Origin of the sequence: Bartonella acomydis (assembly GCF_039543025.1) — a bacterium.
In the GTDB taxonomy this organism is placed as follows: Bacteria; Pseudomonadota; Alphaproteobacteria; order Rhizobiales; family Rhizobiaceae; genus Bartonella; species Bartonella acomydis.
Map to the genome: position 1 here is coordinate 65867 of NZ_BAABIY010000030.1, position 21496 is coordinate 87362.

Here is a 21496-nt window from a genome sequence, read left to right on the forward strand (position 1 = left end):
TTTAGAGATAAAATTGTTAATGATTCTATTTTACTCTTATTGATATATCTTATAAACATTAATACTTTTTCTTCAATTAAAAGGTGGTGAATAAATTGATGATGAATTGAAACAATAGACTTTTTTATTGTTATAGCATTGTAATAACTGTCGGTGATTGGTCAAAAGGTAAAGTAATTCATGGATGTTCAGCAGTTAAAAAAAATGGCAGCTTTAAAAGCACTTGAATTTGTTGAAGATGGTATGCGGCTTGGTATTGGATCTGGTTCGACAGTAAATGAGTTTATTCGCCTACTTGGTGAACGTGTTACAGATGGTTTGTGTGTAACGGGTGTTGCGACTTCGCGATATTCTGAACAGCTCTGTCGCAAATTTGGGATTCCTACCAGTACCCTAGAAGAAATACCTGAACTAGATCTTGATATTGATGGAGCAGATGAAATTGGTCCAGAGATGTCTCTTATTAAAGGGGGAGGTGGAGCATTGTTGTATGAAAAAATTGTGGCATCGGCATCTCGAGCAATGCTTATTATAGCCGATGAAACAAAAGTGGTAAAAAGACTTGGTGCTTTTGCATTGCCCATAGAAGTTAATCCATTTGGTATACATACGACACGCAAAGCTATAGAAAAAGTAGCTAGTGGTTTAGGACTTTCTGGAGAAATTGTTCTGCGAATGAATGGAGAAAACCCTTTTAAAACGGATGGTGGCCACTTTATTTTTGATGCGTTTTGGGGGTGTATTTTACAGCCAAAGCCATTATCGGATGCGCTTCTTGCAATTCCAGGTGTTGTAGAACATGGTCTTTTTTTGGGATTAGCTTCGCGTGCAATTGTCGCTATGGCTGATGGACAAATGAAAGTTTTAGAGCCATTTAATTTTAGAGAAGACAGTTTACATAACGATATGTTAGCATAGTAAAAAAAAATCTGGAAAATTTTGAATAAAATAATAAATTTGAATTTATAATTAGTTATCGGGGTAATCTTTAAATGAAAAAAATATTTTCTTGTCAGCGTTTTGTTGTATTTTTTGGTGCAATTGCCGTTTTGGTTATGAATATTGGAATGTCTCATGCACAAGGTGTGAGTGATCAGCATTTACATTCAGCAAGAAAGACTATCAGTGCTATTCGTGCGACGGATCAATTTGATAGCTTTTTACCAAATGCGGCACGTGATCTGAAAGATGAACTGATAGGTGATGATCCAAATTTGGCAACAGCTATTTCTAATATTGTTGATGAACAGGCACTTGTTTTAGCTAAACGACGCTCTGATTTAGAGAAAGAAATTGCACATGTGTATGCAAAATATTTTACGCAAAAAGAACTTGATGAAATCACAGCATTTTATAATTCCGATACCGGTAAGAAATTTTTAACAGGAGTTCCAAATCTTGCCCGTGATGCATATTCTACTTTTGATACATGGCGCTCTGCTGTTATGCAGGATCTTATAAAAAATGTGAAAAAAAAGATGTCTGAGACACTTAATTTAGATAATCCTGTTGCGCCTGTAAAATCAAACACTTCAGAAAATCAAAAATAGTTTAATGGATACATTATAATAATGCGTGGTTCTTCATTTGTTTAAAAAACGGCGGGAAACCCGCCGTTTTTTAATAAAAGCGGGTTATTTTAGAAAGATTGCTTTATAGCAAAATGGCAATTGAAAATAAAAAAATTTTTACTTGATAATAAATCACCATAGCCTATTGTTGCAGACAGATAAGAAGGAATAGCTCGTGGGATCTTTTGACTTTGATTTATTTGTTATTGGAAGTGGTTCAGGTGGGGTGCGTGCAGCACGTCTTGCTGGAGGGCTTGGTAAGCGTGTTGCTATAGCAGAAGAATATCGTATAGGAGGGACTTGTGTCATTTGTGGTTGTGTTCCCAAGAAATTGTATGTTTATGCCTCACAATATGCAAAAGAATTCCGTAAAAGTATCGGTTTTGGATGGGAATATGGAAATCCAATTTTTAACTGGAAAAAATTGGTTGTAGCTAAAAATGAAGAAATAGCAAGATTAGAAGAACTGTATCGTAAAGGATTAGAAAATAATAATGTGCATATTTATGAAAGCCAAGCTGTTTTTATTGATACGCATACATTAGAGCTCTCAGCAACAGGTAAACGGGTAAGTGCGGAAAAAATTTTAATAGCAACAGGGGCAAAAATTGCGCCAAACACTGCGATAAAAGGGAGTGATTTATGCCTTACTTCTAATGAAATCTTTGACCTTGAAGAGCTTCCAAAATCAATAGTCATTGTTGGTGGTGGCTATATTGGTGTTGAATTTGCTAATATTTTCCATGAATTAGGTGTAAAAACAACGCTCCTCCATCGTGGCGATTTAATCCTTCGTGGCTTTGACTATGATTTACGAAAATTACTTCATGATGCAATGATTGAAAAAGGGATTTCCATTATTTATGGAGTAACGGTTTCCAAAGTGCAAGAGACAGGTAATTGTTATGAAGCCGTTTTATCGAATGGGCAAATAATTTGTGCAGATCAGATTATGTTAGCTACGGGGCGTGTACCAAATACAACGGGTTTAGGTCTTGAGCGGGCTGGTATAGAAGTAAATGCGTCTGGTGCAATTGTTGTTGATGAAAGAATGACAACGAATGTTCCCCATATTTGGGCTATTGGTGATGTAACAGGTCATATTCAATTGACACCTGTTGCGATCCATGATGCAATGTGTTTCGTTAAGACTGCATTTGAACATGTACCTACAATACCTGATTATGATTTGATTACGACAGCGGTTTTTTCACAGCCTGAGATTGGCACAGTCGGTCTTTCAGAAGAAGATGCACTGCATCGTTATAAACGTGTTGAGATTTATCGCACAGTTTTCCGTCCTATGCGTAATGTTCTTTCCGGCAGTTTAGAGAAAATATTTATGAAGCTTATTGTTGATGGTGAAAGCCGCATTGTCGTGGGAGCACATATTTTAGGAGAAAATGCTGGTGAAATGGCACAGCTTATTGGTATAGCTCTCAAGGGAAAACTAACAAAAGATGTTTTTGATGAAACTATGGCGGTGCATCCAACCGTGGCAGAAGAATTGGTAACAATGTATAAACCAAGTTATGTATATGAAAATGGGAAGAGAATAGAAAATTGAATAACACATGTTATGTGGAAAGCTAAAATTTAGGATGATAAGCTACGTGCGTAAGCTCTGGAGAGAGTGGAAATGATAAAAGAATGGGCACCTAATTCTTGGAGAACAAGGCCAGTTAAGCAAATTCCAATTTATCCCGATAAAACTGTGTTAGCAGACGTTGAACGAAAACTACGCAGTTATCCTCCTTTAGTTTTTGCCGGAGAAGCACGTGATTTGAAAAATGAATTAGCTGCTGTTGCACAAGGTCAGGCTTTTTTATTACAAGGTGGAGATTGTGCAGAAAGCTTTGCAGAACATAAAGCTGATAATATCCGTGATTTTTTTCGTGTATTTTTGCAAATGGCAATTGTTTTAACTTTTGGCAATTCTAAGCCTGTTGTTAAAATCGGTCGTATTGCTGGTCAATTTGCAAAACCCCGCTCTTCAGATAGGGAAAACAAAGAAGGCATTGAGCTTCCTTCTTATCGGGGAGATATTATTAATGATATTGAATTTAAGGTAAATTCTCGTATTCCTGATCCGCAAAGAATGTCGATGGCTTATCGCCAATCAGCCGCAACACTGAATCTTTTGCGTGCTTTTTCACAAGGGGGCTATGCCAATTTAGAAAATGTTCATGCATGGATGTTAAGTTTTGTTTCTAACAGTCCTCAGGGTGAGCGTTATGAATTGTTGGCAGAGCGTATTTCTGAAGCAATTGATTTTATGCGTTCTATAGGGATTACATCGAAAACAAATTCTTCATTACGTGAAACATCTTTTTATACCAGTCATGAAGCACTTTTGCTTGGTTATGAAGAGGCATTGACGCGGGTTGATTCAACTTCTGGAGATTGGTATGCAACATCTGGTCACATGTTATGGATTGGTGATCGTACGCGTCAACTTGATCATGCGCACGTTGAATATTGCCGTGGTATAAAAAATCCCCTTGGATTAAAATGTGGTCCTTCACTTGAGCCTAATGAGCTTTTGAGATTAATCGATATTTTAAATCCTGAAAATGAATTGGGACGGTTAACACTCATTACGCGTTTTGGTTATGATAAGGTAGAACATTATCTGCCTCAATTGATCCGTGCAGTTGAGCGTGAAAAGCGCAAGGTTATATGGTCATGTGATCCAATGCATGGCAATACAGTTACTGTAAATGGCTATAAAACACGCCCCTTTGATTATGTTTTGAAAGAAGTAGAAAAATTCTTTTCTGTGCATTATGGAGAAGGGACTTATCCAGGGGGGATTCATATTGAAATGACCGGTCGTGATGTAACTGAATGTACAGGTGGGGCGCATGCTATTTCTGTAGAAGATTTATCTGATCGTTATCATACACAATGTGATCCGCGTTTAAACGCAGATCAAGCATTAGAACTAGCTTTTCTTGTTGCTGAACTTCTTAAAAAAAATCGTCATACTGATTCATTGGCTCTTGCTGCAAATGGTTAAACAAAAAGTAGCATAATATTTTTTATTTTAGCTTTTTGTAAGAAAAGGAGTTATGGTCATCAAACAGGAATGATACAAAGACTTATGAAAAATAATTTTCGGATAGCAGTTGCTCAATTAAATCCTGTTGTTGGTGATATTGAGGGAAATTTTTCTCTTGCTTTAATGGCGCATCAGAAAGCCAAAGAAGAAGGTGCTGATCTTGTTTTATTCACGGAGCTTTTTATAAGTGCTTATCCGCCAGAAGATCTTGTGCTAAAATCAGCTTTTACAAAAGCATGTGAAGATGCTGTTAAAAAGTTAACGAAGATAACGATTGGCGGACCAGGGATAGTCATTGGTCTTCCTCTAAAGCGTAATGATAATATTTACAATGCTGCTGTGCTTCTTGATGAGGGGCAGATAATTGCTAAAAATTTTAAGTTTGATTTACCGAATTATGCTGTATTTGATGAAAAGCGACTATTTTCTTCCGGACCACGTCCTGAGCCGATTATTTATCACGGGATAAAATTGGGAATAGTAATTTGTGAAGATATTTGGAATGATCCCTCTTTGTGTGTAGAACTTAACAATAAAGGGGCTGAGATGATTCTTGTCCTTAATGGATCTCCCTATTGTCGTAATAAAACACTCAAACGTGTAGAAGTTGTTCGTGCACAAGCGCTTCAATCTGGCATGTCCATTATTTATGTGAATCAAGTGGGTGGTCAGGATGAGTTGGTTTTTGATGGAGGATCTTTTGCCTTAAATGGACAAGGCAAAATTGTATTTCAAATGAAACATTTTAAAAGCCATATTTCTGTGAGTCATTGGCAACGAAAAACGTCAGGATGGCAATGTGTTTCTGGTCCTAATGAAAATCTTCTAACGGGGTTAGCTGCTGATTATCAAGCTTGTGTTTTAGGGTTGAGAGATTACGTCAATAAAAATCGCTTTAAGAAAGTTCTTCTTGGTCTTTCAGGAGGCATTGATTCAGCTCTTTGTGCGGCAATGGCCGTGGACGCTCTTGGTGCCGGAAGGGTTCGCACCATAATGATGCCTTATCATTATACTTCACAAGAATCATTGCAGGATGCTAAAGAATGTGCAGATCTTTTAGGATGTCGTTATGATATCATATCGATTGAGCGAGCTGTTGAGGCTTTTTTCAATATGACAACGACTCTTTTTTTAGGCTTACCATCTGATATAACGGAGGAAAATCTTCAAAGTCGTATACGTGGTACTCTCTTGATGGCGCTTTCAAATAAATTTGGCTCTATGGTGGTGACAACAGGTAATAAGTCGGAAATGGCTGTGGGATATGCAACACTTTATGGTGATATGAATGGAGGTTTTAATCCTCTGAAAGACATTTATAAAACACAGATCTATGCGTTAGCTGAGTGGCGCAATAAGAATTACTTGCGTGATTTAAAAGGTCCAGAGGGAATTGTAATTCCAGCCAATATTATAGCAAAAGCACCTTCTGCGGAGCTTAGGGAAAATCAAAAAGATGAAGATTGTCTACCGCCTTATCCTATCCTAGATGATATTTTGCAATCTCTTGTAGAGGATGACATGAGTATTGATGATATTGTTCAACGTGGGTATTCACGGGAAACTGTTGAGAAAATTGAACAGCTTCTTTATGGTGCCGAATATAAAAGGCGACAATCTGCACCGGGTGTAAAAATCAGTTATAAAAATTTCGGACGTGATCGTCGTTATCCCATTGTCAATCGTTTTCGCGATAAAAATTGAGTATTCTTTTATGGTAAAAGTTCGTTTTGCACCTTCTCCAACAGGTTACATTCACATTGGCAATATCCGTATTGCGCTTTTCAATTGGCTTTATGCGCAAGCACATAAGGGAACATTTGTCTTGCGTTATGATGATACAGATATTGAACGCTCTAAAAAGGAATATATTGATGCTATTGCCGTTGATCTTGAATGGCTTGGTATTCAACCGAATGAGATTTATTACCAATCTAAACGCTTTAATCGATATAGTGAAGTTGCGGAAATTCTCAAACAACGTGGTTTTCTTTATCCTTGTTATGAGACAGCAGAAGAATTAAAGAGACGTCGAAAAATCCAACTATCTCGTAAATTACCCCCGATTTATGATCGTTCTGCATTGAAATTGACAGTAGAAGAGAAAAAAAAATTTGAATCTCAAGGTCGTAAACCCCATTGGCGTTTTCTTCTTCCTAATTTTGAAAATAATCCTTTGCAAACAAAGCGAACGGAAGTTTGTTGGAATGATGTCGTAAAGGGAAAGCAGACGATTGATTTGGCTTCTCTTTCAGATCCTGTTCTTATTCGTGAAGATGGCAGCTATCTTTATACATTACCGTCTGTTGTGGATGATGTAGATATGGCCATTACACATATTATTCGTGGCGATGATCATATTACAAATACAGGTGCTCAGATTGCTCTTTTTCAAGCTCTCGGTGCAGAATTACCGGTTTTTGGTCATATCAATTTATTGGCGACAGTTTTAGGAAAAGGACTTTCAAAACGTAACAATGATCTTTCTATTCGTTCTCTACGGGAAGAAGGATTTGAATCGATAGCTATCCAGTGTCTTGCTGTTTTGATTGGAACATCACAAAATGTGCATCTTTACCCTCATCAAGCAGCTCTTTTAGAGCATTTTAACCTACAAGATACGTCAAGATCGGTTGCAAAATTTGATATTGCTGATCTTTGTACTTTGAATAGTCATCTTGTTCATGAACTAAATTATGAGGATGTTAAAACGCGTATTCAAAATCTTTCTATTGAAGGAGAAAAGGCGGAGTATTTCTGGAACACGATAAGAGGCAATATTGATAAAGTCAATGAAGCTGTCTTGTGGTGGAAGATTATTCATGATGAACAAAGCTTTGAGACAGTGGCGCCTGAAGATCGTGCATTTGTGTGTCAGTCACTCAATGTTTTGCCTACAGGTACATTAAATGAAGAAAGTTGGAAAGTTTGGACGACGGCATTAAAAGAAAAAACAGGTCGTAAAGGAAAAGCTTTATTTATGCCGTTACGCCAAGCACTGACTGGAATGGATCATGGACCTGAAATGGGGAAGCTTTTGCAACTTTTGGGGCGTGAAAAAGTTATAGAAAGATTGGTTAGGCAAAGTGAATAAAACAATGTTTTCAAAACACTTTGTCTATTTTTTGCATTCTCAAAAATAGTAAAAATTCAGTTTAATTACGGGTTTTTATGAACATAAATGCTGGGATATCATTACCAAATCCAAGCGGAGCGTCCTCTTTATTTTTTCGAGAGCTATGTTGTTCAAGGGGGAGGGCTTTATTATGATTTTCAGTTTGAATATAATCCACTTTATCGCTTTTAAAGAGCTTTTTAGTTTGAACAATGCGCTTTGGAGAATCAGCTTTCTTTAATGATGTTGGAGATTTTTTCTTTAAAATAATATCATCTTCTTGATCATTTTTCGTTAGAGTAGAGAGGTCTCCGCTAAGCCATTCAATTTTTTCGTTGCTGATTTCTTCAATAGTATGGACATATTTTTGGTCAGCTTTTGTAACGATGGTGAAAGCTTTTCCAGTACGATTTGCACGTCCTGTCCGACCAATACGATGAATATAGTCTTCAGCGTGTGTGGGAACATCATAATTAAAAACATGGCTTACTGCTGGAATGTCGAGTCCACGAGCAGCAACATCAGAAGCGACAAGAAGTTTGAGTTTATTATTTTTAAAATCAGTTAGTGTGTTTGTGCGCGAATATTGGTCCATATCACCATGAAGTGCACCTACACTAAAATTATGTCTTATGAGTGATCTAAAAAGTTCAGAAATATCTCTCTTTCGATTACAAAAAATAATTGCATTTTTAAGTTCATCGCCTTCATTGTGAATAAGTTCTCGCAAAACAGCTCTTTTATCCCATGACTTATTTCCAGATTTAACGAGTCGTTGTGTAATTGTGGGGGCTGTTGAAGAGGCTTTTGTAACTTCAACAGATACTGGAGAATGTAAAAATTGCTTTGTGAGTTTGGTGATTTCTGGTGCCATTGTTGCCGAAAAGAACAAGGTTTGACGCGTAAAAGGGGTTAGTTTACAGATACGTTCAATATCAGGAATGAATCCCATATCTAACATGCGATCAGCTTCATCAATGACAAGAATTTCAACTCCCATCAGCAGTAATTTACCGCGTTCAAAATGATCGAGGAGGCGTCCTGGTGTTGCGATAAGAACATCAGCCCCTCGCTCAAGTTTACGATCTTGCTGTTCAAAAGATACACCGCCAATCAAAAGTGCAACATTTAAACGATGATTTATTCCATACTTATCGAAATTTTCTTCAACTTGCGCTGCAAGTTCTCGTGTTGGTTCTAATATAAGAGTACGGGGCATTCGAGCTCTTGCACGGCCTTTTTCAAGGAGTGTGAGCATAGGCAAAACGAAGGAAGCGGTTTTTCCCGTTCCTGTTTGAGCAATTCCTAAAACATCTTTTTTTTGTAGTACATGAGGAATTGTTCCACTCTGAATAGGCGTTGGAACTATATAACCGGCTGATTTTATGGCTTTAATAACTTTTGCGGAAAGACCTAAATCATCGAAACTGTTTAAAGGTGTTATCATTTTTTTATCAATTGCTCTGCGATTTTAATTTCGCTTTTTAAACCATTTTAGAGGGGTAAGGAGACCTCATAAAAAAGTCATTTATAACAGCCATATACGCATAGAAAGCATAATACAATAATTAATAGCGAAATTGTTCTGATAAAATGCGTTCATCCCATGAGTGATTAGAGTCAAAAAGGATTGAGGCTGTTAATTCTGTTGCTGTTGAAATAGTCACTGAATGGACAGATTTAACTTCAACATTATCCGCTGCAGCATTTACAGGGCGTTTGTCAGATTCGAGCATATCAAAGCGTACTGTTGCTGTATTGGCAAGCAATGCTCCATGCCAACGCCTTGGGCGAAAGGGACTAACAGGAGTAAGAGCCATAAGTGGAGCTATAAGGGGGAGAATAGGCCCTTGTGCTGATAAATTATAGGCGGTTGATCCTGCTGGTGTGGCAACAAGGATTCCATCGCAACTTAATTGTTCCATACGTACATTGCTATCAATGCTAATTCGAATTTTTGCTGCTTGATAAGATTGACGAAAAAGAGAAACTTCATTGATTGCGAGTGCTTCAATCGTCTCTTGATACGCAGCTTCCGCGATCATGCGTAAGGGATGAATTTCTTTTTTATGTGCGGCAGCAATACGATTTGGCAATTTTTTTTCATGAAATTCATTCATAAGAAATCCCACAGAGCCTTGATTCATGCCATAAATAGGTTTCCCAGTGTTCATAACATCTCGCACTGTTTGTAACATTGTTCCATCGCCACCGATTGCAATAACAACGTCTGCCTCTTCTAGGGAAGAATGACCATAAACAGAAATTAATTTACGAGTCGCTTTAAGAGCTTCCTCAGTCTCTGCGGAAATAAAATGAAAGCGATTTGGTAATGTCATCATTAAAAATTATCCTGATATTCACAACTTATTTTTTAGCTTATTTAGAGAAAATTTTGAAGCTATATATAAAAACGTTTTTATAAGAAAAAGCATTATATACGGAAACTAATCTGTTTAGAGCAATGTATCATAGAATGATAGGATAAAAGATTATACAGTAATATAAGCTATGAAAGCGTATTTTTAAAAAGAATTATAATTCATCATTGATGCTTAGAGTATGATCAGTTAAAAGGCAACTGTTTAAATTGTAAGCACCCGTAGCTCAGCTGGATAGAGCGCTGCCCTCCGAAGGCAGAGGTCACAGATTCGAATTCTGTCGGGTGCACCAAACTTTCCAGTTCCACTTCATACCATTTTGATAGTCAATATTATCTGTATTAAAGAAGCCATTTTATTAAAATTGATTTTATCTGCTCTCTTATATTACAATAGTATTGATACACAAAACGCTATAAATGTTCTGATACATATGGTTGGTGATATGTTCTTATATTCAAAGTAGTGTGATTTTTAAGCTATAGTTTCTTAATTGTTTACATGTATTGTATTAATTATAAATTTTATTATTAAAATTTATGTTTAAACATAATTAAATTATAATTAAGATACTATTTGTATTATGTTTAAAGAGAGTAGTTTTTTACTATCTGGAGGGGGAATTTATGATGCAAAAAATACAAACGAATTCTGCAAATAATAAAAAACCGAATATTGTCTCATGTTAAGAAAGTATGGGGAAAAGACTTTTCTCATAAACTGATCTATTAAAAAAGCAAATGATTGATTTTGTTATTTATAAATTAAAGAAAGAATGAACAGGGTTCATTTCCCTGATTGGTTTTAAATTTTCTCAAAGAGTTGCTATAACTTTTTTATTTTATAGATTAAGGTCAATAATGCTAAATGTTATATTTTAATTAAATGAAAGAAAATTATGACTATTCTACTAAAACCAGGTGAGGTAACACTTAGCGAACTTGAGTCTGTTTATTTCAAAGGTGAGGTGAGCAAACTTCACAGTGATACGCATTTTGCTATCAGAAATGGAGCAGAACGCATTGCTGAAATTTCTGCTGGAAGTGAGCCAGTTTATGGCATCAATACTGGTTTTGGTAAATTGGCTTCAATTAAAATTGATGCAAGCGATGTAACTATTTTACAGAGAAATCTTATTTTGTCACATTGTTGTGGTGTGGGAGAACCTTTATCTGAAAATATTGTGCGTTTGATAATGACTTTAAAGCTTCTTTCTTTGGGGCGAGGGGCTTCTGGTGTTCGTTTAGAATTAGTACATTTGCTAGAAGATATGCTTTTAAGAGGAGTTATTCCTGTTATTCCTGAAAAGGGATCTGTTGGTGCATCAGGTGATCTTGCTCCACTTGCTCATATGGCTGCTGTTATGATGGGAAAAGGAGAAGCGTTTTTTCAAAACATTCGTATGAGTGGGGCAGATGCTCTAGAGAAGGCTGAATTATCTCCTATTGTTTTGCAAGCAAAAGAAGGTCTTGCTCTTATCAATGGCACTCAAACATCGACAGCGCTTGCTCTTGCTGGCCTTTTTCGTAGTCAACGAGCATTGTGTGGTGGGCTTCTTGCAGGAGCATTGACAACAGATGCGATTATGGGATCAACAGTCCCCTTTCATCCCGATATTCATCTTTTACGAGGTCATTATGGACAAATTGCTGTATCGCAAACATTAGAAAAGCTTTTAAAAGATTCAGGAATTCGAACTGCACATTTGCGTGGTGATGATCGTGTACAAGATCCTTACTGTATACGTTGTCAACCCCAAGTTATGGGTGCATGTTTTGATATTCTTATCGCAGCAGCGAAAACACTCATTATTGAAGCGAATGCAGTCACAGATAATCCATTGATTTTGAATAATGGAGAGGTTGTGTCAGGTGGAAATTTTCATGCTGAACCTGTCGCATTTGCTGCTGATCAAATTGCTCTTGCTTTATGTGAAATAGGCTCTATTTCTCAAAGGCGGATTGCTCTTATGGTTGATCCAGCAGTTTCTTATGGGTTACCAGCTTTTTTAGCAAAAAATGCTGGTCTTAATTCAGGTTTTATGATTGCCGAAGTAACAGCAGCTGCTTTAATGTCGGAAAATAAACAAATGGCATATCCTGCTTCTGTTGATTCAACACCAACTTCAGCAAATCAGGAAGATCATGTGTCAATGGCGTGCCATGGTGCTCGTCGGCTCTTGCCAATGAGCGAAAATCTTTTTACTATTATCGCTATTGAAACGCTTATTGCTGCACAAGGAATTGAATATCGTGCTCCTTTAAAAACAAGCACTTTTTTGCAGTCTGTTATGAAACATTTACGCAAAAATATTGATACTCTTAAAGAAGATCGTTACATAGCTCCAGATCTTCATAGAGGATATACCCTTGTGTGTGAAGGCCAATTATTATCTATTTTACCAGAAAAAATCTTTCCTTCCTTAGGTTTTTAATAATATTTATTTTGAGGCTAATGATGAAGGGAAGATGTTTAATTATGGAGCTTCCTCTTATAAAATCTAGAAAATCAATACTATATTGAATCATTAAATAAATGATGTCTTCATTTATTTAATGATAATATATTTTCTATTTGTAGCTGATGATCTTTTTTATTATATTTTACCATGATTTAATTTATCTTCATCAACTTACAAAAACTATAAGATTGAAATCTCTATTCTTTCTAGTTTATAGTATAATTTTTATTCTAAGTTATATAATGCACAAAAATTATATATAAGAATATTATTAAATAATTTTTTATTTTCTACTCTTCTTATTTATTAATATTTTATGAGTTTTATAGTTCATTTTTGGTATTTTAAGTAAAAAGGGAGCAAGAAATGTTTAAAAGTGCTAGATTATGTGTTTTAATAGCTGTCCTTTTTTGTTTTTCACAAATTGTTGAGGTTCATGCAAATTTTAAGAGAAGTAACTTTCCAGAGGAGAGTTTCATGACCATAGTGACTCAAGAGAAAGATCTTCTTGTTTCGGTGACAAATAAAGGTCTTATTGTTATTTCAGGACAAACGCCCAGAGGAAAGGAAGGAGTTATTATCGGGCCGTCAGTCAAAGATGCTATTTTTACCGTAATATTTTTTTTCATTGGAAAGCTTGCAGTTAAGGCAGTTGGAGTTCTTAAAAGACGAGCTGTAGATGCACTTTCTCATGCTTTTGAGAACTGGCGAGATTCGCTTTATCACTGAATTGAGCTATTCAATTAGCATTAAAAGTTTGTTTTATAAGCTATTATAATTTGTAATTATTATAGGCACAAAGAGAGCTTTTTTTAAAGTAATAAAAAAGTTTAATATACACATGTTTAATGCCCCTATTATGAATTTTTAGGCTTCTATTTCGGTGCACTTAGAATAGAAGCCTAAGAGTTTATGTTACATTAAAGCTCATTTTTCTGTAAAAAATTAAATAATACGAAATGAATTAAATGACAATTATAAAAAAATTCATTATCATCTTATTTCAATAAAATGATACGAAATTGCAGAGTAATTTGTAATAAGAGTGTTTTTCATTGTTTAGAGCAAAGTATTTGACTGGCTGGTCTTCAATGCTTTTTGAAATATATTTGTGAAAAAAATATGGGGCTTTATTTGTCGTAGAGCTTAGTTGTCATACTGGTTTTTTCAATATTTCAATGAAGAAGGAAAAAATGGTAACAAGTGAACTGAAACGGGGTATGAACAAACGCCAAGTTATTTTTTTAGCTCTTGGCTCTGCTATTGGTACAGGTCTTTTTTACGGATCTGCCCAAGCGATTAAGCTTGCGGGTCCCAGTGTTTTGATTGCCTATTGTATTGCTGGTTTAGCTATTTTTATGGTTATGCGCGCTTTGGGCGAGATGATTATACATAATCCGTTGCCTGGTTCTTTTGCACGTTATGCTGCCAATTATATATCACCGTTAGCTGGTTTTTTAACGGGATGGACATATGTATTTGAGATGATTCTTGTTGGTTTAGCTGATATTACAGCTTTTGCAACCTATATGGGTTTTTGGTATCCTCATGTTGCGCCTTGGATATGGGCTCTTAGCATTACATTGATCATTACAGGGATTAATCTAGCAGCAGTAGAAGTATATGGTGAATTAGAGTTTTGGTTATCTTCCATTAAAATTATTGCTATCATTGCAATGATTATTTTAGGGATAGCAATTATTTTGTTTGGTTGGAATACAAATATAAATTCCTCTGCTGTTACTATTCAAAATTTATGGAAAAATGGTGGTATTTTCCCCAATGGTTGGTTTGGTTTTTTGGCTTGTTTTAGTGTTGTTGTCTTTGCTTTTGGTGGCATAGAAATCATAGGAATGGCAGTAATGGAAGTACAAAATCCTTATCAAACGATCTCAAAGGCAATTAATTCTACTCCAGTTCGTATTTTGCTGTTTTATATCATGACCTTAGCTATTTTAATGTCCCTTTATCCTTGGAATAAAATTGGTCTTATGGACAGTCCTTTTGTTTCAATTTTTGAAAACCTTGGGATTTCATATGCAGCGAATGTTTTGAACATTGTTGTTGTTACTGCAGCTATTTCGGCGATGAATAGCGGAATGTATGGTGCTTGTCGTATGATACATGGATTATCGCAGGAAGGTTATGCTTTAAAGAACTTTCAGTATTTATCGAAAAATGGTATACCTATTTTGGTTATTTTATTAATCTTTATCATTTTCCTTCTTGGTGTAGTTCTTAATTATTTTTATCATGAAGGGCTTTTTTTTCTTATTGCAGCGATGGCAACATTTGCAACAGTTTTTGTGTGGATGATGATTTTACTTTCGCAAATTTTTATGCGGCTTAAAATGCTTAAAGAAGTACAGGATGGTTTAAAATTTCCAATTCCATTTTGGCCCATTGGACCGATTTTATCTGTTTTATTTATGGTTTTTATCTTTATTCTATTATGGTTTTTCGATGATACACGGCCAATTCTAATCGTGGGTATTATTTGGCTTATTGGGCTTGTTATTTGTTTCTATGCACTTAAATTTTATAATTTAAAGAGAAATCAAGATACACTAGAATTTAAGTAAGGCTTAACTTGAGAAAATAGCTGTGATTGCAAGAGAGAAATACGTCTTGTAATTGCTTTATACAATTTATAGTATTGGCGCGGGTAACAATCCATAAAAGAAGAAAGCCTTGTTTTATGAAATAAAAAGTCTTTTTATAATATATGCAAGCTAGCTAGTAGAAAACGTTTTAAAACTTACAGTTTAAAAATATAAAAGCAAAATAAGTCAATCCAAATTTGGATTGAGTGATTTCAGTCCCCCAAAAATTAGGGACAGCTATTGAGACAATGATAAGCAAACAAAATTCAAAATCATTATAAGATTATAAAGGTATGGAATTTTACTCAATTTTAGAAAAAACGAGACTGTTTAAAGATAGCTCTATGCTTAAATGATAATGCTTCCAAAATTGGGTTGGTTAATTTTCAAAGAAGTTACATTTAGTGCAAAATGAAAATACGCATAGCATTTCTAAATGAATGTTTAAGCGTTTGAAACTTATGTTTTATAACAGTTACTATTTGCTCTTAAGAACATTTCACTTATGAAACAACAAAGATCTAGATTTAACAGCAGAGCAAATCTTAAGATCGTACTTTTTATGAAAGCGTTTGTTTATTGTTTTATGAAAAACTGCTTTTAAAAACCAACGCTTGTAAATGTAAAAACCGGTTTTTTACAGATATTCACTTAATATGCATTTGCTTTTGATTATATTGATAAACCTACCAAACGTTTTGATTTTAGAATGTAAGTTTTTTCAATTCACACAACTCAATTTTTCGAGATCAGTACATTGAAACATTTTAAAAAGGCATTACTTTAAATAAGCTTATTCAAAGATAAGAGACGTTATTTTTGATACGTTTATAGCCGTAAAAAAGCACCTCCCACGCTTTTTTTATTCTGTTGTATCAACAATTTTTACAACATTGTTACTTTCATAAACTTCACAATTTTTATGAAGCAATCTTACTTTGATTTGTTTGTTAAATCTTGCATTCCCATAGAGCTTGCTATAAATTTTGGTACCTCTAAAAATTTTAGTTTCATTATAGATTTTGTCATTTTCATAAACAGTTTGCATTTAAAGAACCGCGGCTTTATCACCAATGCAGCAGTTTCAATATAGTCCTCAATATTGCGACAGTTTTTGCATTGAGACGATTCATAAGAGGCATTTTAGTCCTTTTGTTTCCTCATTTTACCCTCACGCCAGCCTCGCTTTTGATGTGCAAGGGAATGGTTTTGATTGCTTCAAGATAAACAGGTTTGAAATGAGAGAAGCCTACGATATTCGAGTCTTTAATTCAATATGCAAATAGCAAATTATCATTATAAATCAATGTATTGTATGGTGCAAATGCATCGCCCAAATTTTAATGTAAACCGATTGGCTAAATAAGCTACTCAAATGCCCGATAGAACATTAAAAATCTGGCTGTTTAAAACAGATAGTGCAGAAATGTACTGGTTTGCCTTAGGGCAGTTGGCACAATAGGCATAATCCCAAGTTATGTGTGAGTATTTTTGTAAAGACAGTATATCTTTGAAATAATGATAATTTTGTAGACATATTTTTATAAATATATCTACAGTTATTAACAAATTATCTTTTATTGCTATATTTTTGTTCATATCATTTTTTATAGTATTTTTGATTTTTATAATTTAATTTAACTTAGTTATAAGTTTATCATTAAAATTTATTTTATTATTTAAAATATTAATTAAGCTTATGTTTCAATTTTGGCTAACGGAACAAAGGGCAAAGTAAAGCTTCATATCTTCTCTTTCAATAAACAAAAATCATATTTTAATCTGGCGTTGTACAATAAACCTAGAGCTATATAGATATTTTATTGCTTATCGGTGATAAAAAAATACGATCGATGCTATAGAGATTACAAAAGACTGATTTTTTTTGCATGTAATTCATATCTTTTTACGAGCTTATTTGAAATAACGCAGAGAAAAATGAGTAAAGAAGAGATAGTGAAATTTATGATAAGCTTTTTCATTTTCTAGCGTTATGACTACTTTTATCTTTCACAGTTCATTCATTGCACATATGATCAATCCTAAAATTTCCATTTTAAGCTTATAGTGAAGCGCTATTTGAATCTGTTCTTTAAAGCATTCTATTGAATGGATTATAAGAATACCTAAGATAATAAAATATCACAAGAGTGAGTACTTTTGTTTAATAGAGAAAAAATATAACTGCTTATTGAACACGCAATTTATCCATATCATGTTACTTAAATTTTTTCTCTTTAAAATATACGTTTGAGTTCACTTTCGTGATTGATATCTCTTACGATGAAAAGACATATGCATTAATCGAGTTATTCATAAATTTTGTGCACAACATTTAAAGCTATACGATAACATAATCTTGCGCCTATTGCGGATTTCATTCTTATGAACTGCATAGTGATGAATATTACACATATTTGCAAAAAATGCTTTTATCGGGCATTATTTTGTTTCTTTGTGGTTTACAATTTTTTTGATCATTTTATCTTAAACTAGAGGGAGTATGTATTCATTTCTCTTTATCTATTTTATTTCAAAAGGGCGGAGTTATAGGAATGTCAAAAAAAGTCATGATCGTGGAAGATAACGAATTGAATATGAAGTTATTCCGTGATCTTGTAGAAGCGAGTGGCTACGAAACTGTTGAGACGCGTAATGGTCTTATGGCATTAGATTTGGCGCGTTCATCAATGCCTTCTCTTATTCTTGTCGATATTCAGTTGCCTGAAGTGTCAGGGATAGACGTTATTAAGCAATTAAAAGAGGATGAGAAGCTTCGATCTATTCCCGTTGTCGCTGTAACAGCCTTTGCGATGAAAGGGGATGAAGAGCGAATTCGTGCCAGTGGATGTGAGGAATATATGTCAAAGCCCATTTCCGTTCCTCATTTTATCACCATGGTAAAGCATTTTTTAGACTGAATCATTTGTTCAATGATGATGGAACAAATACCGAAAAGTTTGTGAGATTATTAAAGATATACTGCTAATGTTTTTATGAACGTGCGTCTAGCCATATCTGAAAGGCTAAAAGACAGATTCTAAAAATGAAAATCAAAGTTTTGAAGCTTTTGTGATCGATTCTTTAACATTCATCTCACGAAAAATGTGGGCATCTCTGTTTTCTTCTGACAGATATAAATTTATCACACACTTTACTCAAAAGTGGTATCGATAAGTGAGTGAAATCTCATGCTATAGGATCATTCTTTTAGAAAACAAAAAAGCCCCGCTGGAAACGGGGCTCTATGCGGTGTACAAAAATTAAAATTAACGCTTTGAAAACTGGAAAGAACGACGCGCTTTCGCTTTACCGTACTTTTTACGTTCAACAACACGGCTATCACGGGTAAGAAAGCCACCTTTTTTCAAAATTGTACGAAGCTCTGGTTCGTAATAGGTTAAAGCTTTGGAAATACCATGGCGTACTGCACCAGCTTGTCCAGAAAGACCGCCTCCAGCAACGGTTGCAACAATATCAAATTGACTATCCCTATTTGTTGCAACAATTGGCTGACGAAGGATCATTCTCAAAACAGGACGTGCAAAATATTGTTCAAATTCCTTATTGTTAATAGTAATTTTTCCAGAGCCAGGTTTAATCCATACGCGAGCAACAGCATCTTTACGTTTTCCTGTTGCATAGGCACGTCCTTGTGAATCAAGCTTTCGCACATAAATAGGAGCGACATTTTCATGAGCTTGCGTACTATTTGTTATAGTTCCAAGCTCGGCAAGAGAATTAATTTCAGCCATAATCAAGCAATCCTTTTATTTTTGCGATTTAAAGCACCAATGTCAAGAGCTTCGGGCTGCTGTGCTGCATGCGGGTGTTGGCTCCCAGCATAAACACGAAGATTCTTCAATTGACGACGACCAAGAGGCCCACGAGGAATCATGCGCTCCACAGCTTTTTCAACAACGCGTTCAGGAAAACGCCCTTCAAGAATTTGACGCGCTGTACGTTCCTTAATTCCACCAATATAGCCGGTATGCCAATAATATTTTTTATCTGTATATTTTTTACCGGTGAGAGATATCTTGTCTGCATTGATTACAATAACATTGTCACCATCATCAACATGTGGCGTAAATGTAGCTTTATGTTTACCACGTAAGCGGTTAGCAACAAATGTGGCAAGACGACCTAAAACAAGGTTTTCTGCGTCAATAATAACCCATTTTTTCACCACTTCAGTTGGCTTTTGTGAAAAAGTTGCCATAGAAGTATCCTTTATTAAAGCCCTTGTAATACGAGGGCAATACTCATTGTTTGCGTTGAAAATTGTTAGCACAGCAAAATATTTAACGCTTATTCTTTGCTCTGATATAATGTCTTTTGATTTACGTCAAGAGAAAATAAAAGCTTTATAAAACAGCGCGTTATCATTGAGGTATTATGATACCGTATATAGATAAAGTACTTATGTACATTTCATTGAGAATGAATGGGGCAAAAGACTATTTTATCTTTAAAGCCTGATTGTATTTTATGCACCTTCATTATAAAATAAACAACAATGCAGCAGTCCCGTTATTTTCTTGATGTTGAATCTTCTGCTTGTGGTCAGGCTTGGTTAGATGCCCTTGATGTTCAGGGGCTAAACAATGCGCGCGCTATTTCTCAAAAATTTGGTTTTCCAGATCAATTAGCCCGTGTTCTCTCGGCGAGAGATGTTGATGAATCTGAAGCTGTTGCTTTTATCAATCCAACATTGCGTACACTCATGCCTTCTCCAGAAAGTTTTGTTGATATGCAATGCGCAACAGAGCGCATCGTAAAAGCTATTCTCAATAAAGAAAGGATTGCAGTTTTTGGTGATTATGATGTGGATGGTGCTTGTTCATCGGCACTCATTGCACGTTTTCTTCGTGCTTTGGCTATCGAAGTCAAAATTTATATTCCTGATCGTATTGTTGAAGGATATGGCCCCAATGAACAAGCAATGAGGATGTTAGTACAACAAGGCGCTGATTTGATTATTACAGTGGATTGTGGTGCAAACAGCCCAGATGCAGTCAAAGCAGCAAGGCTAGCAGGTGCTGATGTTGTCGTTTTAGACCATCATCAAATGTCAGAAATTCATCAAGAAGCTGTTGCGCTTGTAAATCCTAATCGTTCTGATGATTTTTCTGGACAAGGGCATTTATGTGCTGCTGGTGTTGTCTTTGTGACCTTAGCATGGGTTCATCATTTGTTGAGAAAGAAAAAGTTTGCAGGAAAACTTCCTGACCTTCTCAGTATGCTTGATCTTGTTGCTTTGGCAACCATATGTGATGTCGTTCCATTACAAGGTGTTAATCGTGCTTTTGTGACGAAAGGGCTTCAAGTTGCGCGTTGTATGCATAATCCTGGGATAACGGCTTTAACAAAGGTTGCACGTATAGGTGAACCACTTAATAGCTTTCATTTAGGTTTTTTATTAGGTCCTAGAATTAATGCGGGAGGACGTATTGGTGATCAGGCTTTGGGGGCACGTTTGCTCAGCTGTGAGGATAAAGATGAAGCAAACAGATTAGCAGAACAATTAAATCAACTTAACAAAGAACGTCAAGAAATGGAGGACATTCAATTAGCACAGGCAGAATCCTATATTGATTCCCTTTATCAAGATCGAGAGACACCTTTGTCGCTTGTTATTTCTCATCAAGAATGGCATCCGGGGATTATTGGTATTCTTGCATCTCGTTTAAAAGAGCGTTTTTTTTGTCCTGTTTTTGCTATTGCATTGAAAGAAGATGGAAGCGGGGTGGGATCAGGCCGCTCAATTAGCGGCATAGATTTAGGAGCACTTGTTCGTGAAGCTGTGACACTCAATTTATTAGCAAAAGGAGGGGGGCATAGTATGGCAGCGGGGATTACAATCCAATCAACAAAAATTGAAAGTTTTCGAGAATGGCTGCAAGAAAAAGTCTCTTTAATGGTTTCACAATTGCGTGCTAAAAAGTCACTCCGTATAGATGGTTGTCTTTCTGCCTCTGGTGCGAATAAAGAACTTTTTGATATGATTGAAAAGGCAGGCCCTTTTGGTTCAGGAAATACGACACCTGTTTTTGTTCTCCCTTCTCATCGCTTAACAAATTTATCTGAGGTTGGTAAAGGGCATTTACGCCTTGTTATATCTAATATTGAAGGGCAAAGATTGCAAGGAATAGCTTTTCATGCTGTGGGAACAGCGCTTGGGGATTTTTTATCTAAAAATGTTGGTGAAATGATCCATTTGGCTGGTAATCTTAGTTTGAATTATTGGAACGGAACAATCACTCCACAACTGCGTACAATTGACGCTGCCACAGTGGTTTAA

Annotated in this window: 15 protein-coding genes and 1 tRNA gene; 12 read left to right on the plus strand and 4 right to left on the minus strand. The window is 35.5% G+C overall.

Features of this window, described 5'->3' with window-relative positions; genetic code table 11:
* Positions 1–180: 180 nt before the first annotated feature.
* The 6 genes from rpiA to gltX all read left to right on the plus strand — a co-directional run bounded on the left by rpiA (position 181) and on the right by gltX (position 7726).
* The gene (gene rpiA, locus ABD909_RS05375) at positions 181–918 is read left to right on the plus strand and encodes a ribose-5-phosphate isomerase RpiA (RefSeq protein WP_345096942.1); all 738 of its coding nucleotides are present in this window, start codon (positions 181–183) and stop codon (positions 916–918) included.
* Positions 919–992: 74 nt separating this feature from the next.
* Positions 993–1550 (plus strand): DUF2059 domain-containing protein, encoded by a 558-nt coding sequence (locus ABD909_RS05380; protein ID WP_345096943.1) that lies wholly within the window; start codon positions 993–995, stop codon positions 1548–1550.
* A 196-nt stretch (positions 1551–1746) separates the two neighbouring features.
* The gene (gene gor / locus ABD909_RS05385; RefSeq protein ID WP_345096944.1) at positions 1747–3138 is read left to right on the plus strand and encodes a glutathione-disulfide reductase; all 1392 of its coding nucleotides are present in this window, start codon (positions 1747–1749) and stop codon (positions 3136–3138) included.
* Positions 3139–3210: 72 nt separating this feature from the next.
* On the plus strand, positions 3211–4590 hold the full coding sequence (locus tag ABD909_RS05390; RefSeq protein WP_345096945.1) for a class II 3-deoxy-7-phosphoheptulonate synthase: 1380 nt from the start codon (positions 3211–3213) through the stop codon (positions 4588–4590).
* Between the two features lie 84 nt (positions 4591–4674).
* Positions 4675–6336 (plus strand): NAD+ synthase, encoded by a 1662-nt coding sequence (locus tag ABD909_RS05395; protein ID WP_345096946.1) that lies wholly within the window; start codon positions 4675–4677, stop codon positions 6334–6336.
* Positions 6337–6346: 10 nt separating this feature from the next.
* Positions 6347–7726, plus strand: coding sequence for a glutamate--tRNA ligase (gene gltX, locus ABD909_RS05400; protein ID WP_345096947.1), 1380 nt, complete (start codon positions 6347–6349; stop codon positions 7724–7726).
* Between the two features lie 61 nt (positions 7727–7787).
* On the opposite strand, the gene ABD909_RS05405 is transcribed toward gltX, so the two are convergent.
* Together ABD909_RS05405 and ABD909_RS05410 are read right to left on the minus strand one after the other, a co-directional pair.
* Positions 7788–9194, minus strand: a complete 1407-nt coding sequence (locus ABD909_RS05405) for a DEAD/DEAH box helicase (protein ID WP_345096948.1) — start codon at positions 9192–9194, stop codon at positions 7788–7790.
* 121 nt (positions 9195–9315) lie between these two features.
* Positions 9316–10089: an NAD kinase gene (locus tag ABD909_RS05410; RefSeq protein ID WP_345096949.1), complete on the minus strand. Its 774-nt coding sequence runs from the start codon at positions 10087–10089 to the stop codon at positions 9316–9318.
* 254 nt (positions 10090–10343) lie between these two features.
* Between ABD909_RS05410 and ABD909_RS05415 the strand changes: the two genes are divergently transcribed.
* From ABD909_RS05415 to ABD909_RS05435, 5 genes are all read left to right on the plus strand, one after another.
* Positions 10344–10420 (plus strand) — tRNA-Arg (locus ABD909_RS05415).
* Positions 10421–11026: 606 nt separating this feature from the next.
* On the plus strand, positions 11027–12562 hold the full coding sequence (gene hutH / locus ABD909_RS05420; protein ID WP_345096950.1) for a histidine ammonia-lyase: 1536 nt from the start codon (positions 11027–11029) through the stop codon (positions 12560–12562).
* 504 nt (positions 12563–13066) lie between these two features.
* Positions 13067–13318, plus strand: a complete 252-nt coding sequence (locus ABD909_RS05425; RefSeq protein WP_345096951.1) for a hypothetical protein — start codon at positions 13067–13069, stop codon at positions 13316–13318.
* A gap of 464 nt (positions 13319–13782) precedes the next feature.
* Positions 13783–15171 (plus strand): amino acid permease, encoded by a 1389-nt coding sequence (locus ABD909_RS05430; protein ID WP_345096952.1) that lies wholly within the window; start codon positions 13783–13785, stop codon positions 15169–15171.
* Positions 15172–17747: 2576 nt separating this feature from the next.
* Positions 17748–18113 (plus strand): response regulator, encoded by a 366-nt coding sequence (locus ABD909_RS05435; RefSeq protein WP_345096953.1) that lies wholly within the window; start codon positions 17748–17750, stop codon positions 18111–18113.
* A gap of 348 nt (positions 18114–18461) precedes the next feature.
* Here ABD909_RS05435 and rpsI read toward each other — a convergent pair whose 3' ends face one another.
* Complete coding sequence (gene rpsI / locus ABD909_RS05440; RefSeq protein ID WP_345096955.1) at positions 18462–18947, minus strand: 30S ribosomal protein S9; 486 nt, start codon at positions 18945–18947, stop codon at positions 18462–18464.
* Positions 18948–18949: 2 nt separating this feature from the next.
* Complete coding sequence (rplM, locus tag ABD909_RS05445) at positions 18950–19414, minus strand: 50S ribosomal protein L13 (RefSeq protein ID WP_345096956.1); 465 nt, start codon at positions 19412–19414, stop codon at positions 18950–18952.
* Between the two features lie 297 nt (positions 19415–19711).
* On the opposite strand from rplM, the gene recJ reads away from it, so the two are divergent.
* Complete coding sequence (gene recJ / locus ABD909_RS05450) at positions 19712–21496, plus strand: single-stranded-DNA-specific exonuclease RecJ (protein ID WP_345096957.1); 1785 nt, start codon at positions 19712–19714, stop codon at positions 21494–21496.